13 protein-coding genes are annotated in these 15,385 nt (G+C 61.1%); 6 read left to right on the top strand and 7 right to left on the bottom strand.

The window, feature by feature from the left end; translation table 11 throughout:
- Positions 1 to 131 precede the first annotated feature (131 nt).
- The 4 genes from NZ453_RS11995 to NZ453_RS12010 form a co-directional block, all read right to left on the bottom strand.
- On the bottom strand, positions 132 to 1,340 hold the full coding sequence (locus tag NZ453_RS11995) for an acetylornithine transaminase (RefSeq protein ID WP_263770837.1): 1,209 nt from the start codon (positions 1,338 to 1,340) through the stop codon (positions 132 to 134).
- A gap of 289 nt (positions 1,341 to 1,629) precedes the next feature.
- On the bottom strand, positions 1,630 to 2,907 hold the full coding sequence (locus NZ453_RS12000; RefSeq protein WP_263770838.1) for a TRAP transporter large permease: 1,278 nt from the start codon (positions 2,905 to 2,907) through the stop codon (positions 1,630 to 1,632).
- On the bottom strand, positions 2,904 to 3,395 hold the full coding sequence (locus tag NZ453_RS12005) for a TRAP transporter small permease (RefSeq protein WP_263770839.1): 492 nt from the start codon (positions 3,393 to 3,395) through the stop codon (positions 2,904 to 2,906). Before NZ453_RS12005 ends, NZ453_RS12000 begins: the two co-directional genes overlap by 4 nt.
- An 11-nt stretch (positions 3,396 to 3,406) precedes the next feature.
- Positions 3,407 to 4,387 (bottom strand): sialic acid TRAP transporter substrate-binding protein SiaP, encoded by a 981-nt coding sequence (locus NZ453_RS12010; protein ID WP_263770840.1) that lies wholly within the window; start codon positions 4,385 to 4,387, stop codon positions 3,407 to 3,409.
- 329 nt (positions 4,388 to 4,716) lie between these two features.
- Here NZ453_RS12010 and ubiB point away from each other — a divergent pair, with 329 nt between their 5' ends.
- From ubiB to NZ453_RS12035, 5 genes are all read left to right on the top strand, one after another.
- The gene (ubiB, locus tag NZ453_RS12015) at positions 4,717 to 6,249 is read left to right on the top strand and encodes a ubiquinone biosynthesis regulatory protein kinase UbiB (RefSeq protein WP_263770841.1); all 1,533 of its coding nucleotides are present in this window, start codon (positions 4,717 to 4,719) and stop codon (positions 6,247 to 6,249) included.
- 87 nt (positions 6,250 to 6,336) lie between these two features.
- On the top strand, positions 6,337 to 8,334 hold the full coding sequence (locus tag NZ453_RS12020) for a UvrD-helicase domain-containing protein (RefSeq protein ID WP_263770842.1): 1,998 nt from the start codon (positions 6,337 to 6,339) through the stop codon (positions 8,332 to 8,334).
- 207 nt (positions 8,335 to 8,541) lie between these two features.
- A complete protein-coding gene (locus NZ453_RS12025) occupies positions 8,542 to 10,533 on the top strand; it encodes a diguanylate cyclase domain-containing protein (RefSeq protein ID WP_263770843.1) in 1,992 nt (663 codons plus the stop codon).
- A gap of 78 nt (positions 10,534 to 10,611) precedes the next feature.
- Positions 10,612 to 11,664, top strand: a complete 1,053-nt coding sequence (locus tag NZ453_RS12030; RefSeq protein ID WP_263770844.1) for an Ldh family oxidoreductase — start codon at positions 10,612 to 10,614, stop codon at positions 11,662 to 11,664.
- A gap of 167 nt (positions 11,665 to 11,831) precedes the next feature.
- Positions 11,832 to 12,164, top strand: a complete 333-nt coding sequence (locus tag NZ453_RS12035) for a hypothetical protein (RefSeq protein WP_263770845.1) — start codon at positions 11,832 to 11,834, stop codon at positions 12,162 to 12,164.
- A gap of 76 nt (positions 12,165 to 12,240) precedes the next feature.
- On the opposite strand, the gene NZ453_RS12040 is transcribed toward NZ453_RS12035, so the two are convergent.
- Positions 12,241 to 12,684 (bottom strand): c-type cytochrome, encoded by a 444-nt coding sequence (locus NZ453_RS12040; RefSeq protein WP_263770846.1) that lies wholly within the window; start codon positions 12,682 to 12,684, stop codon positions 12,241 to 12,243.
- A gap of 71 nt (positions 12,685 to 12,755) precedes the next feature.
- Entirely contained in the window at positions 12,756 to 13,337 is a 582-nt protein-coding gene (locus NZ453_RS12045) for a flavin reductase family protein (protein WP_263770847.1), read from the bottom strand.
- 209 nt (positions 13,338 to 13,546) lie between these two features.
- Between NZ453_RS12045 and mutY the strand changes: the two genes are divergently transcribed.
- Positions 13,547 to 14,596 carry an A/G-specific adenine glycosylase gene (gene mutY, locus NZ453_RS12050; protein WP_263770848.1) on the top strand — a complete coding sequence of 350 codons (1,050 nt, stop codon included), beginning with the start codon at positions 13,547 to 13,549 and terminating at the stop codon, positions 14,594 to 14,596.
- Here the strand turns inward: mutY and NZ453_RS12055 are convergent.
- A complete protein-coding gene (locus tag NZ453_RS12055; protein WP_263770849.1) occupies positions 14,593 to 15,369 on the bottom strand; it encodes a FadR/GntR family transcriptional regulator in 777 nt (258 codons plus the stop codon). The two genes, mutY and NZ453_RS12055, sit on opposite strands and share 4 nt — an antisense overlap.
- Positions 15,370 to 15,385 lie beyond the last annotated feature (16 nt).

A 15,385-nucleotide genomic window follows, 5' to 3' on the forward strand; every position in this document is an offset into this window, starting at 1 on the left:
GGAATCGTACGGGAATGCGGGGCCGTGCGGCGGAGCCGGGAGCGTAGAGCACCCGGGCCGCTTCGGCAAGCGCCTTGTCGACCGAAGCGGCTATCCCACGAAAACACCACGCTAGCCTGTATGCACCGTCGTCAAGGAACATCCGCGGTCGCCTCTTCGGCGAGGATTTCGCTCAATACGTCGTCGAGGATGCGTATTCCCTCATCGATTTCCTCGTGCGTTGAATTGAGGGCCGGCATGAAACGCAGACTGTGGGCGCGCGGGGCATTGAGCAGGAGGCCGGCTTTCCGGGCCCGGATGACGGCATCGTAGGCACACTCGCGGCCGAGTTCGAGCGCGAGGAGGAGTCCATTGCCGCGTACTTCGCCGAGCCCGAGCCCATTGGATAACGAGGTTAGACGTTCAGCGAAATAGAGACCGGTTTCGCGCACCCGTGGGAGAAACTCCGGCGCGAGGAGCGCCTGCATCACGGCGAGCCCGACGGCGCAGATGAGCGGATTGCCGCAAAAAGTACCCCCCTGGTCGCCCGGATCGAAACAGCTGATCTCGCGTCGCGCGAGAAGCGCCGACAATGGCGTCCCGCCGCCGATCCCCTTGCCGAGTGTCATGATGTCGGGCTCCACGCCAAACTGCTCGTAGGCGAACAAGGTCCCGGTACGCCCGCAGCCGGTTTGGACTTCATCAACGATGAGCAGAAGACGCTCTTGCTTGCACAGGGCAGCGATCTCCTGGACGAACGCGGGTGTTGCGGGAATCACGCCAGCTTCTCCCTGGACGGGTTCGAACATGACAGCCGCCGTCTCGGGACCGACGAGGGCGCGCACCGAATCGACATCGTTCAACAACGCCTTTGGAAAACCATCCACTTGGGGCGCAAAGAGGCGATCCCAGCCCGGTTTGCCGCTCGCCGACATCGTCGCCAGCGTACGGCCGTGGAAGGCGTTCTTCATGGTGATGATCTGATAAGCGCCATTTTTGTGTTTCTGCCCCCACCGGCGGGCGAGCTTGATAGCGCCCTCGTTGGCCTCGGCGCCAGAATTAGCGAAGAACACTTCGTCGAAGACGCTGTTCTTGGTGAGCAATGTCGCGAGTTCGAGCGCCGGACGGTTGTAGAACGCCGGGCTGGGATTGATCAACGTGTTTGCCTGCCGGTTGAGCGCTTCGGCGACGGCCGCTGGCGAGTGCCCGAGGCAATTGACTGCCCAGCCCTGGACCCAATCCAGATAACGTCGATCTTCGCCATCGAAAAGATAGCTTCCCTGACCACGCTCGAACACGAGTGATGGACGCGGGGTGATCGGCATGATCGGCGCATAACAACTGGAATGGTCTTGATTCACGAGTTACCTCCTGAAAATAAAAAAGCCACGGAAGACCGTGGCTTTTGTCGAAGAACCCTAGGGATGGGGCGCTAGCTGATTGTCCCTGCTTTCTATCTGCCCGCACCGCTCGAACTTCGCGACGTGCCACGTGCCGCCGGAAATTGGCGTCGGTTCTCACGATGGCGTCGGATGAAATGAGCAGTCATGCACGGATTGTCGGGCGAGGCGCGGTTTCGGTCAACGCCTAAATGCGGGGAACGAAGAAAAGCAGAGTGGACGACGGTGCGGTCCACTCTGCCCAGGAACGCTAACGGAATAGCGCTGGAACGTAAGTCGTAAGCGCTGGAACGACGGAGGTCGCGACCAAGACCGCGAACAACGGCCAGAGGAATGGCAAAGTCGCCTTGCATACCTTATCGAAGGGCAAATCGGCCACCCGTGCCGTGATGAACAGGACGATGCCAACGGGAGGCGTGATCGTACCGATCATCAGATTGAGGACAACGACGACACCGAACTGAGTCGGATCGATTCCTAGCGCCATTGCGGGCGGGACCAGAATCGGAATCAGGATCAGCATTGCCGAGATCGCCTCCATGAAGCAGCCGACGATGAGCAACATGATGTTCACCATCAAGAGGTAGCCCATCTTGGAGGAGAGATTTCCCGTCAACCAGCCACCAAACTCCTGCGGTAGGCGGGACATCGACAAGGCATAGCCGAGCAGGGCCGCACTCATCACCAGGGCCATCAACACCCCGGTGGTTTCCACCGTTTCCAGGACAACACGAGGAATGTCCCGCAAGCGGATATCGCGATACCAGATGCCGACGACGAGCGCGTAAAAGGCTGCCACCGCCGCCGCTTCGGTGGGAGTGAAGAAGCCCGTCATCATGCCGCCGAAAAGCACCACCGGGCACATGAGCGCCGGGAACGCACCGGTAAAGGCTTCCCAGATTTCCTGCATGCCGGGGACCGGGGCGCTGGGAAGGTTCTTGCGGATCGCGAGCGCGCGCACCATGACCATGAGCGCGAGAGCCATCAGCAGGCCCGGCACGACACCGCCGAGGAACAAGTCCCCGATCGACGTCTCCGCCGATACGCCGTAGATGATCATCGGCAGTGACGGTGGAATGATCGGCCCGATGGTGGCCGAGGCGGCCGTGATCGCGGCGGCGGTTTCTCCGTCGTAGCCTGCGTCGCGCATGGCTTTGATTTCGATCACGCCAATCCCACCGGCATCGGCCACGGCCGATCCGCTCATGCCAGCGAAGATGACGCTGCCGAGAATGTTGGCATGGCACAGGCCGCCTTTCCACCAACCGACGCACACCGTGGCGAACCTGAAAATCCGGACCGTCACGCCCGATGAGTTCATCAGGCTACCCATCAGGATGTACATCGGGGCGGCGAGCAATGGGAAACTATCGGCTGCTTTGGTGAATTTCTGGGGAACGACGATCAGATCGATTCCCGCGACGTAGGCGAAGGCGGCACCGGCGAGTGCCATCATCACGTAGATCGGCGCGCCGGAGAATAGCGCCACGAACCATACCGCGAGGATGATCAGCATGACAGAGGTCATAGCACGACCTCCTTGTTGCGCGCCGTGCCAGCCAGATTGGCCAGCAAGCCGCACGTCGCAATCACGATCGTGGCGATCGCCGAAATGGGAACGATCAGGTAGACGACCCAGAACCCGAAGAACAACGTTACCGTCTCGATATCCAGATTGTTGTTCACCAGACGCCAGCCGTTGAGGGCGAAGATCAGCGCAAAGACAATGACCGCCACGTCCCCGAATACGCCGAGCGCGGTCTTCAAGCGAGGGCCCGCCCGATCCGTAACGAGCGAAATCCGGATATGCGATTTGCGTTCGGTACTGATCACCCAGCCGATGAAGCACACCCAGATGAAGGTATAGCGGGCAAGTTCTTCGCTCCACACGAGCGGCTCGAAGAATTTTCTCGCCACTACCTGGGCGAGGACCAGGAGGCACATGCCAATGAACAACACCACCCCTGTCCCGTGCAGCACGCGTACGGCCGCACGGGATGTACGAGTCGTTCCCATGAACCCCCCGCTTACTTCATGTTGGCGATCGAATCGAACGTGCCTTTGCCCCACTTGGCTTCGAACTTCGCCGGAACGACGGCGAGCGTCGCCTTGCGGAACGACTCGACGTCCGGTTGCACGATCGTTACGCCCGCGGCCTTGAACTCATCGAGCAGCGCCACTTCCTGCTTCTGGATTTCCGCGTCGGCCCACGCCATATGCGTCTTCAGCGCGTCTTCGACGATCTTGCGGTCGGCGGCGGGCACCTTTTGCCAGAACGCGTCGTTGACCACCACCAGACGCGGGGTCATCACGTGCCCGGTGAGAATAATGAACTTCTGTACCTCATGGAACTTGCCCGACTTGATTGTCGGCAAGGGGTTTTCCTGCCCGTCGACGGTGCCCGTCTTCAGCGCCAGGTAAAGCTCGTTGAAGTTCATCGGCGTCGGCTTGGCTCCCCAGCTTTCGGCCATCGCCTTGAAGACGTCATTCTCGGGGACCCGAACCTTCAAGCCCTTCGCTTCGTCGACGGTCTTGATCGGCCGGTTGGAGGTTGTCAGATGACGCGTGCCGTAATAGACGGCACCGAGAATCCGCATGCCGCGCGCCTTGATCAACTGCTCGTTGTATTTTTCCAGCAGCGGGCCGTTCAGCGCGTTGATGAGATGTGCCGGGCTCTTCCAAATGAAAGGCGCTTCGGTGACCGAAATCGACGGAATCCACGCGCCGAAATTGGCCGCGCCTTCGGTGACCAACTGTTGCGTGCCGTTGGAGACCGCTTCGATCATATCGCGCGAGCTGCCGATCTGGCCGTTGGGGAACGGCTGGATGTCGATACGTCCGTTCGTCTTGGCTTTTACGTCGGCAGCGACCCGATCCATCATCACGACTTGCGGATGGCCGCCGGCGACAACGTCACCCCAACGCATCACAATCGGCTGCTGCGCAAACGCGCCGGCCGTCAGACCCATTCCAACAACGAGAGCTAGACAACGTGTTCTGGCAAACATGGACCCCTCCTTGGTTTTGTCGACACACCACGAATGGAGCGCCGCCCCCCGCTAAGGTAGGTTTCGCCCTTCTCATCGGGAAGATCCCAACGGAAGATCTTGTTTCTTCTCTACGCGTCGCGGAAAGTGCTGCGCCTCTCAACTAACACGATTTAGCAAATTTCGGCAAATCCTAGCGAACCGCACGCGCAATTGCAAGTGGCATTCGTGGCAATCGCCAAAATTGTTAGGTAAATTCAGTCCGGCTAACCTTCGAACCGAGCCTGGTGTTCTGCGTGGATTCCGATTCGGGATAGACTCACGTTTTTGTTCCCTTGCCTGCATCGCGCATGCGCCTTTTCCGCCTCGCCAAAATTCTCAGTATCGCGAGCCGCTTCGGTATCGACGAAATGATTCTCGAGCACGAGCCGACGGGGCGCCTCGCGGCTCTATGGCGTTCGGTCCATTTCTGGCGTAGGTTCGACTCGCCACGCGCGGTTCGCCTGCGCCTGGCGTTGGAGGCCCTGGGGCCGATCTTCGTCAAATTCGGCCAAGTGCTGTCGACCCGGCGTGACCTCCTGCCGCTCGACATCGCGGACGAGCTCGCCAAGCTGCAGGACCGTGTGCCGCCATTCTCGGCCGAGGTGGCCCTTGCCGAAATCGAAGCGGCTTATGGACGACCGGCGAGCGAAGTTTTCGCGGAGTTTGATGCGACGCCGGTGGCGAGCGCATCGGTGGCGCAAGTACACCTCGCGCGACTGCGTCCGGAGGACGGTGGCCACGAGGTGGCGGTGAAGATCCTGCGGCCGAACATGCTTAGCGTTATTGAGCACGACCTCGCTTTGCTCGAAACGCTTGCGGGCCTGCTGGAAAAATTGTGGGCGGACGGCAAGCGCCTAAAACCGCGCGAAGTCGTGGCCGAGTTCGCCAAGTACCTGCATGACGAGCTGGATCTCATGCGCGAGGCCGCGAATTGCTCGCAGTTGCGGCGCAACTTCACCGGCTCGACGCTGTTGCTGGTCCCCGAGGTTTACTGGGATCACTGCACGACGACGGTGATGGTCATGGAGCGCATGCGCGGCATCCCGATCAGCCAGATCGACGCGCTTGTGGCGACGGGAATCGATCTTAAATCGCTGTCGCGTGCCGGTGTCGAAATTTTCTTCACCCAGGTTTTCCGGGACGGCTTTTTCCACGCCGATATGCACCCCGGCAACATCTTCGTGGCCACCGAAGGCGAAAACAGGGGCAAATACATCGCCCTGGACTTCGGTATCGTGGGCACGTTGAACGATGACGACAAGGATTACTTGGCGCAAAACTTCCTGGCGTTTTTCCGCCGCGACTACAAGCGCGTTGCGATGGCGCACGTCGAGGCCGGGTGGGCGCCCGCCGATACGCGGATCGACGAGTTCGAAGCGGCGATCCGCGCCGTCTGCGAGCCGATTTTCGACCGGCCGCTACGCGAAATCTCGTTCGGCCGGGTGTTGCTGCGCCTGTTCCAGACGTCCCGCCGTTTCAATGTCGAAATCCAGCCGCAACTGGTCATGCTGCAGAAAACCCTGCTCAACGTCGAAGGCCTCGGACGTCAGCTCGATCCCGACCTCGACCTTTGGACCACAGCCAAGCCCTTCCTTGAGCGCTGGATGAAGAATCAAGTGGGCTGGCGCGCCTTTGTCCGTGCCGCGCAGCAAGAGGCGCCGGGTTGGGCGCGAACCCTGCCGCAACTGCCCCGCCTCGTCCATCGCGCTCTTGTTCGCGAGCCGGGTGCGGACATCGCGCTGGTTCTCGCCGATCTGGCCGTCACCCAACGCCGGCAGAACCGGCTGCTCTTCGTCGTCGCCGCGCTGTTGCTCGCCCTGCTCGCCTTCCAGTATTTTTGACCCGTTCTTGACCGTTGCGCGACGGTCTTGCCGCGACGGAACTCCGCCGCACTTGCCGTTGTGAAACATTTTCCCCGTTTCCTATCGATGTCCGCTTTACTTAATGCTCCCCAACGCGAAGCCATCTGCTATCTCGATGGCCCTTTGCTCGTTCTCGCCGGTGCCGGTTCCGGCAAGACGCGGGTCATCACGCAGAAGATCGCCTATTTGATCGAAGACTGCGGCTTCGCGCCGTCGGCCATCGCCGCGATTACGTTCACCAACAAGGCCGCGCGCGAAATGCAGGAGCGCGTCGGCAAGCTGCTTAAGACTCAGCCCACCGGGCTCACGATTTCCACCTTCCATTCGCTTGGCGTACGCATTCTGCGCGAAGAGGCCAAGGCGCTTGGTTATAAGCCGCGCTTTTCGATTTTCGATGCAACCGATTGCTACGGCATCATCTCCGACCTCTCTGGAAGCGTGGACAAAGCGACGATCCGTCGGCTGCAAACACTGATCTCGAACTGGAAGAACGCCCTCGTGTCGCCCGAACAGGCATTGAAGGACGCTCAGAATGACACCGAAAAGCTCGCCGCCCAGGCTTTCGCGAGCTATGCGGCAACGCTGAAGGCTTATCAGGCGGTCGACTTCGACGACCTGATCGCGCTTCCTGTGCGGCTGTTCGAGGAACACCCGACGGTTCTCGAAAAATGGCAGAACCGATTGCGCTACCTGCTCGTCGACGAGTACCAGGACACCAACGCCTGCCAGTATCGCATGCTCAAGCAACTGGCCGGCGTACGTGCCGCTTTCACGGCGGTTGGCGACGACGACCAGGCGATCTACGGATGGCGCGGTGCCGATATCGCGAACCTCCGCAACCTTCCTCAGGACTATCCTCGGCTGAAAGTGATCAAGCTCGAACAGAATTACCGTTCGACGGTACGTATCCTCAAAGCGGCGAACACCTTGATCGCGCACAACGAGAAGCTGTTCGACAAACGGCTGTGGTCCGATCTCGGGCAGGGCGACCCGATCACCGTAACCGTATGCAAGGACAACGAAAAGGAAGCCGAAAGCGTCGTCATGAAGCTACAGGCGCACAAGTTCGAGCACCGCGCCGAATACCGCGACTACGCGATCCTGTACCGCGGCAACTTCCAGGCGCGCGCGCTCGAGCAGCATCTGCGCGATCAACGTGTTCCGTATCTCCTGTCCGGCGGCCAGTCGTTCTTCGACAAAGCGGAGATCAAGGACATCACGTCCTACCTCAGGCTCCTGGCCAATAACGACGACGATCCCGCGTTCATTCGCGCCGTCACCACGCCGAAGCGCGGAGTCGGCGGCACGACGCTGGAAGCGCTGGGTACTTACGCAGGCGAGCGGCACCTTTCGCTCTTTGCCGCCGCCTTCGAGGAAGGCTTCGCGCACCGCGTGCAAGCGAGGCAACTCGCGCCATTGCTCGAATTCTGCGAGTTTATCAACCGTTTCGAGCACCGCGCGGCGCGCGAGCCGGCGGGGCAGGTGATCGAGGATTTGCTGGCGGCCATCGGCTACGAACTCTGGCTTCACGATGAGGACGACAAGCGCGTCGCCGCGGCGCGCTGGGAGAACGTGCAAGAACTCGTCAAGTGGCTGGCGACGAAGGGCGAGGAGGAAGGCAAGTCCCTGATCGAGCTGACGCAGACGATCGCGTTGATCAACCTCCTGGACAAACAGGAGGACGGCAACCGCCCTGACGCCGTTCAATTGTCGACGCTGCATGCGGCGAAAGGGCTTGAGTTCAAACATGTCTTCCTCATCGGCGTCGAAGAAGGCGTGCTGCCGCACCGCGAATCGCTCGAACCGGCCAAAATCGAGGAAGAACGGCGCCTCATGTACGTCGGTGTGACGCGGGCGCAACGCTCGCTCCATTTGAGTTACAGCGAAAAACGCAAGCAGGGGCGGGAACTCATTCCGTGCGAGCCGTCACGATTCATCGCTGAAATGGGCAAGGACGACCTGCGTTTTTCTGGCGGCAAGGCAGACAGCACGCCGGACAAAGCCAGCGGTGCCGCGCGACTTGCCGCGATGCGAGCTATGCTGTCGGCAAAAGGAGGCGGTTAAACACCGAAGCAGATACCAGAATCGCGGCGTCTGCTCTTCTGGATGGTAAAGTGGGCGCGCGGCGGACCGGGAACTCGAACATTAACCGGTACGTCCCCATGCCCCAAGCGGGATTCAGCCAAGCTACCGGTTTGCGGCACGGTCCAATTTCGATGGCCTAACGCAATGGATTTTTCGTTGATACGCTGGCGCTCGTTGAAGACCCGAGTGACGCTATTTACACTCGCTATTTTCCTGGCCGGGACGTGGGCGCTTGTGATCTATGTCAGCGGGGCCTTACGGAACGATATGGAAAGGCTGCTGGCTCGGCAGCAGTTTTCCTTCGCGTCGTTCATGGCGGCCGACGCGGACAGAGAGTTGAACGAGCGACTTCTGTCGTTGGGCAGGACAGCGGGGCTGCTGTCCCCAAAGGAAATACACGATCCCGCCGCTCTGGCCTCGTTTCTTGAAGAGCGCCCGGTTCTCGTTGTTCAGTTCAACGCCGGCGTGAGTGTCGTTGGCACGGATGGCAAAATCATCGCCGGAACACCGGGATCGGGAAGGTTGGGGCTCAGTTACGCTGGTCTCGATACGGTGGATGCCGCGCTCAAGGGAGGGCGGTCGACCATCGGGCAGCCCGTCCGCGATCAGACGCTTGATACGCCAATGTTCAGCATGGCCGTTCCAATCCGCGGCGAGACGAGCGAAGTGATCGGCGCGCTGGTGGGGTTCACTGACCTCAGCCGGGAGAGCTTTCTTGACCAGATTACCGGCCGCTACTATGGCCGTACCGGATATTTCTTGCTGGTTTCCGAAGCCAGCCGGATGGTCGTTTCGACGACCGGCCGGGAACGCGTCCTAACGCCTTTGTCGCCACCCGGGAGCAACGCGCTCTTCGATCGGTTTGCCGAGGGGTTTGACGAAACCGGCATTGCCATTGACGTAACAGGGGCCGAGATCATGGCGTCGGCGCGTCGCGTGCCTTCCGCTCGCTGGTTCATCGTTGCCGCGTTGCCTGCCGACGAAGCATTTGAAGCCATTCGCGACATGCGCCACCTGATGTTCGGCTCGGCGCTCGTGCTGACGATCCTCGCGGCGGCGCTGACCTCATGGATGCTGCGCCGCGAACTGGAACCGATGCTGACGGCGATCCGTACGCTGACCACGCTTTCCACTCGCGACGAGCCGCCGTTGCCGCTGCCCGTCCCGCGTAGCTACGAAATTGGCCGCCTGATTGAGGGATTCAACCGCTTACTGGAAACGCTGGCCCAGCGTGAGCGCGCGCTGCGCGAAAGCGAGGCGCGGTTCCGCGCGCTGGATGACGCCTCGTTTGGCGGCATCGCCATCCATGACCGCGGTCGGATCGTCGACTGCAACCGCGGCCTATCGACATTGACCGGCTATCCGATCGAGGAACTGATCGGCATGGACGTCTTCGACCTGCTTACGCCCGAATCGCGCGAGAGCTTTGCAGACTACGTCGAGTCGAGAATCGACCATCGGCGTCATGACGCGCTGGGCGTGCGCAAGGACGGGACTCGTTTCCACCTCAGCTTGAGTTCGAAGGACATCCCCTACCGTGGGCAAGTCCTGCGCGTGTTCGAGTTCCGTGACATCACCGAACGCAAGCAGATGGAAGAACTCGTTCGTCAGCAGGCCCTGCATGACAGCCTTACGCAGTTGCCGAACCGCCGCCTGCTGGCTGACCGGCTTGGCCAGGCGATGGCGGCGAGTAAACGCAGTGGCACGTACGGTGCGCTGTTGTTTCTGGACCTCGACAATTTCAAGCCGCTGAACGACATGCACGGCCACGAAGTCGGCGATTTGCTACTCGTTGAAGCGGCCTCGCGCCTGCGTAGCTGCGTACGGGAAAGCGACACCGTGGCTCGCTTCGGCGGCGACGAATTCGTCGTTGTCCTTACTTCGTTGGCCGCGAACGAAGCGGCATCTGTCTTGCAGGCCGAGGCTGTTGCGGAAAAGATCCGTGCCGTTCTCGGCGAACCGTATCGATTGAAGGTCGGCCGCAACGGCAAGGTTGACGTCATCGTCAAGCACCGCTGCACCGCGAGTATCGGCATCGCCCTGTTCCATGATCTTGACGTCACTCAGGACGAGGTGCTGAAGCGCGCGGATACCGCAATGTACGAGGCGAAGGATGCGGGAGCGAACGAAATCCGTTTTCACCGACCGCCGGATGGCGGCGCGCAAGTCCAGGCGTAGGCCGCGTACGCACCTCGAATTCCCAGTTTCCAGTTCCCAATTCCCACTCGCAAGTTGAAACAGAACATGGAGAAACAAATGACTATGCCGCGTTATCGCCCCGAATTCCTCGAGATGCTCGCTCGTGAGTTGTTTTCGGCCGCCGGCATGGACGAAGAAAAGGCGGTATGCGTCGCGAATGTGCTGGTAACCGCCGACAAAATGGGGGCTCGCACGCACGGTATCGCGCTCTGTCCGAAATACATCGACGAAATCGAGAAAGGGCTGATGGCCACGCGCGGCCTGCCCGAGGTCACCCGCGATCATGGCGCGACGCTGGTATGGGACGGCAACTATCTCCCGGGCCCGTGGCTCGTCGACCGGGCGATCGCGAGCGGCAGCGAGCGCGTGGCTGAGTTCGGCGTGGTCACGACCGTCATTCGCCGCAGCCACCATATTGCGTGTCTGTCGGCGCTGATCAAACGCGCGACCGAGAGAGGCCTGGTTGCGATTCTTGCCTCTTCCGATCCCGCGTTCGGATTCATCGCCCCGTTTGGCGGTAAGGAAGGATTGCTCACACCCAATCCCATCGCTGTGGGATATCCCGGCGAGGTACCCGTGTGGATTGACGTCAGCACGTCGATTACCACTGTCGGCATGGCGCGCCAGAAAGCGGCGGCGGATACGCTGTTCGAACATCCGTGGATGATGGACGGCTATGGTTCGCCGACGAACGATCCCCGCGTTCTCGACGCCACTCCCGCTGGCACATTGCTCCCTCTCGGCGGTCGCGAATATGGCCACAAGGGATTTGGTCTCGCGCTGATGATTGAAATGCTCACCCAAGGCCTGGCAGGTTTCGGGCGCCAGGATGTGGAGAAACGCTGGGGCGCTAACGTATTCCTGCAGTTGCTCGATCCGGATGCGTTCGCTGGCCGGGAGGCGTTCGCGCGGCAAATGGGGTTTCTCACGGCGAGTTGTCACGCCAATGCGCCTATCGATCCCCTGCAGCCTGTCCGCATGCCCGGGGAGGGTGCGCAAGCGCGCATGAAGTCCGCCGAGGAAACCGGCCTGGAGCTTTCTCCCGCGATGGTGGAAGCCTTGCGCGCAAAAGCGCTGCGCGCCGGAGTCCGGCTACCCGATCCGATCTGATGTTCTCCTCCTCTGGCTTACGGCAATTCGGCCTTTACAACGCGTTACAACTGTTACCGAGTTGCTGACATCAGCCGGTGTAACGGCGCGTTAAAGCAATCAAGGCCGCAACGTTTCCTGGCGAAAGCGACCGAGTGCCAAACAAACGTTACTTTGAGGAAATCATCATGCTGAAGACCGTTCTTGCATTGACCATGGCCACCGTTTTCGGTACAGCCGCCTACGCACAAAATGCCGCGACGCCGGCCACCCCCGCCAAGCCAGCCGAACCGGCCGCTGCTGCCCCGGCAGCACCGGCTGCGACACCCGCTGTCCCGGCCGCGAAAGAAGGTACGAAGGCCACCACCCACAGCGACAAGAAGGTAGTGAAGAAAACGACTAATAAGAAAGCGAAGGCAGTTAAGACACCGGGTAGCGCAGCATCCGACGCCGCTACGCCGGCGACGGCGGCAACTCCTGCCACCCCGGCAGCGCCGGCTGCCGAACCGGCGAAGAAGTAAGTCTCGCTTTCAGCCTGTTCCTGAAGCAAGAAAGGGAGGCCATGCCTCCCTTTCTTTTGTTGCATCGTTATCGCAGCTACTTCGCTTGCGATACGAGATAGTCCACGACGCTCTTGAGTTCGGCGTCGCTCAGGTCGGCGGCGCCTCCCTTGGGCGGCATCGCTCCCTTGCCGTTAGTTGCATTCTTCAGCAGCGTTTCCATACCCTGCGCGATGCGGGGCGCCCAAGCGGCCTTGTCGCCTGTCTTCGGTGCCCCCGCGGCGCCGGTACCGTGGCAGGCGACGCAAACGCCGTTGTAAATCGACGCCGCGTCACGCGCCTTCCCATCGCTGGCCGGTGCGGCCTTCTTCATCTCCACCCGGGCGACAGGTTGAATCCGCAGCTCGGCTTCGTCGCCGCTGGCGCTACTCGGGTCGCCCTTGCCGATCATCGACAGGGGCCAGATGATCACCGTCAACACGATGGCCACAGCGATGGTAATCATCATGATCGTTCGTGAAGAGAATTGTTTATTAGCCATGACGTGATTCCTGTGATTGGTCTTGTCTGTTCAAAACGACGGGACTGTCTGGTTCAACCGGCCGCGTTCCTTCATGTGCCGGCTTCGTGCACCAAGTGGCGATACTGACCGCCGTGGAATACCAGAGGCTCGGCCGTTTCCCCAACGGCAAACCGTTCAACCCGGCCGAGGAAGATCAAGTGGTCTCCTCCGGGATAGTGGGCGGCGTTGCTGCATTCGAACCATGCGCAACAGCCTTCGAGTACCGGCACGTTGTCGAGCCCGCCATGCTGCGCCAAGCCGGCAAAGCGGTCCTCATTGCGGGCGGCGAAACGGTCCGAGATATCGCGCTGCCCCGCGGACAGCACGTTCACTACGTATCGGTCGGCGTCGCGGAACGCTTCGAGTTTCGGCGAGTTCAACGACAGGCTCCAGAGGATGAGCTGCGGTTCGAGCGAGACCGAGTTGAACGAGCTGATCGTCACGCCGATCGGCAGGCGGTCGGGCGTGAGGGCGGTAACGACAGTGACGCCCGTGGCAAAGCGGCTCAGCGCAAAGCGGAACTCCCGTTCGCGAGAGACGGCCGGAGCGGCGGCCGCGACTTCGGGTACAGGTGGGCCGGCATCTGCCGGCGGCAGTTCGGGCGCCTCCACGGAAGGAAGAGGGGCGGTCATTTCGAGGTCAGGAGCGAATGTGATGGCATGCTAAGATCGGTCGTCCTTGCAGAAGTTCAGGAGCTGCCAATGCCGGCAGGTTGCCCCGGCTGCGTTTGTCATTCCCCCGCGACAGTCGTCATCGCGCGGTATTTGCGGCCGATTATCGCTTTGCCCGCGCAGCGTGTCGAGCGGCCCCGGATGGCCAGCTCGCGTCAAGAAGGAACCCGATGAGCGACTTTTCCGCCCGCCTGGTGGCATGGCAGCGTCGGCATGGACGGCATGATCTGCCTTGGCAAAGGACGCGCGACCCCTATCGGATCTGGTTGTCGGAGATCATGTTGCAGCAAACGCAGGTGGCGACGGTCATCCCTTACTATCAGCGTTTCCTAGACCGCTTTCCCACGATAGAGGCGCTGGCTGGAGCTCCGGTCGAAACCGTGCTGGAGCTATGGGCTGGCCTCGGCTACTACGCGCGAGCCCGTAACCTGCATCGTTGCGCGCAGATCCTCGCTTCTCAGCACGGCGGCCGGTTTCCGGCGGACCCGGTCGCCATTGCCGAACTCCCGGGGATTGGCTTTTCGACTGCGGCAGCCATTGCGGCCTTTGCGTTCGGTACGCGCGCCGCGATCCTGGATGGCAACGTCAAGCGGGTGCTCGCACGCTGTTTCGGCATCGAAGGCTTTCCGGGGGCCGCGCGTACCGAGCCGCAAATGCGGGAACTGGCCGAATCGCTGCTGCCGGAAGAGAGCATTGAAGCGTATACACAAGGGTTGATGGATCTCGGCGCGACCTTGTGTGTGCGCAGCAAGCCGCTATGTACCGCGTGCCCGATGTACGACGTTTGCGTTGCCCGCCGCGACGGAAGGCAAAGCGAACTGCCCGTGGCTCGCCCTAAGAAGGTGCTTCTGGAACGCGAAACAACGGTTCTTCTCCTGACAGACGGAGAGCGCGTTCTGGTTGAGCGCCGCCCGGCCGCCGGAATCTGGGGCGGGCTACTGGTGCTTCCCGAAGGTGGAGTTGCCGAGGCACGAGCTTTCGCCAGCCGCGTCGGGTGCCGGTTGCTTGATATGCGGCCCCTCTCGCCTCTGAAACACACGTTCAGCCACTTCCGGCTGAATATCACGACGCTGCTGTGCCGAGTCGAGCGCCTGCAGTCGATGGTTGCGGAAGCAGATTGGCAATGGCTCGCGCGGGAGGAAATCGAAACCGCGGCTTTGCCGACCCCAATGCGTCAGCTGTTGCGCGTTGGAGTTAAAACGTCGTACGACTTGAGTTAGGATTCCGCGGTCGGGTCTTTGCCCTTCGTTCCCTCTTGGCTCTTTTCTTCCGCCTGTTCGCTTGCTCGTTTCAACCGTTCGCTGCTGTTGGACAGATGCATACGCATGCTGGCCCTCGCCATCTCTGGGTCTTTGCGCTCGATCGCGCTCAGGATGTATTCATGTTCGCGATTGGCGCGGAACATGTAGTTAGGCGCGGGTTCCGCTGAAAGCTGTGGAGTATCAAGGCGATCGCGCGGAATCGTGGCTGTGCCGAGGTGACGGTAAAAGTCTTCGAAGTACTTGTTGCCGGTCGCTTGCGCGATTTGCAGATGGAATTGGAAATCCGCATCTACCGAGCGCTCGCCTTTCGAAATATTCTCGTTGATCGTCTCGATGGCACGGTGCATGCGCGCGAGTTGCTCGGGCGTACGCCGCAACGCTGCGAGCCCGGCAGCTTCGGTCTCGATGCTGATCCGCAACTCGAGCATGGCCAGAATGTCGCGGATCGTGACGACCGTCATCAGGTCAAGGCCGGCTGGCTTGGGCGGTAAGACGAAAGTGCCGATGCCATGACGCGTTTCGACGAGGCCGGCCGCCTGCAAGCGCGACATCGCTTCTCGCACGACGGTGCGGCTAACGCCTTGTTCCGCCATGACTTCGGGTTCTGTGGGCAGCTTGTCTCCGGGGCGGTAGACACCGCTGCGAATCTTCTCGGAAAGGTCATTCATGACCTCCTGAGCGAGGCTGCGGGAGCGCCGCCGGGGCAGCGAAGGCGCGTTGACGTGGTCCATTTCGGATGCCTGTCGT

This window comes from Propionivibrio soli (genome assembly GCF_025770765.1).
Classification (GTDB): domain Bacteria; phylum Pseudomonadota; class Gammaproteobacteria; order Burkholderiales; family Rhodocyclaceae; genus Propionivibrio; species Propionivibrio soli.